1 protein-coding gene is annotated in these 455 nt (G+C 55.4%); it reads right to left on the reverse strand.

Features of this window, described 5'->3' with window-relative positions; genetic code table 11:
• Positions 1 to 455: hypothetical protein (locus AC1DDH_RS20605; protein ID WP_476956233.1), on the reverse strand; the 455-nt coding region annotated here is incomplete at both ends.

A 455-nucleotide genomic window follows, 5' to 3' on the forward strand; every position in this document is an offset into this window, starting at 1 on the left:
GCCTTGCTCAATTCCGATTTGTACTCGATAGGGTCGATCCAGAGTGCATCCAAGTTCGCGCGTGTGAAGCCCGTCATCTCGAGAGCCATGAGAGCGACGTGGTCCACGAACAGTAGATTGCGCGCAATATACTCAGCCAACTCCGGCAAGCCCTCGCAGGTTTGCTTGTGGAGCACCACTCGAATCTCGACCTTCTGGTTCAGGCGCTTGAGATTGAGGATGCCGCGGATGGTTTCGTCGAATGCTCCCTTGGCCTGGACGACGTAGTCATGCCGTGACGGATCTGCCGAATAGACGGGAATGCCAACCATCATGTCAGGATGGCCTATAGCAGCGTACTTCGCAGCGAACTGCGGGTCAGCAAAAGTCCGGCCGTTGGAAAGGATATGCAGCGAGGTTTGTGGCAGCCAGTTCTTGATATGGCGAAGCAAGCCAATGAACCCGTCGCCATACAA

It is taken from the genome of Arthrobacter sp. 10T425 (assembly GCF_056393985.1).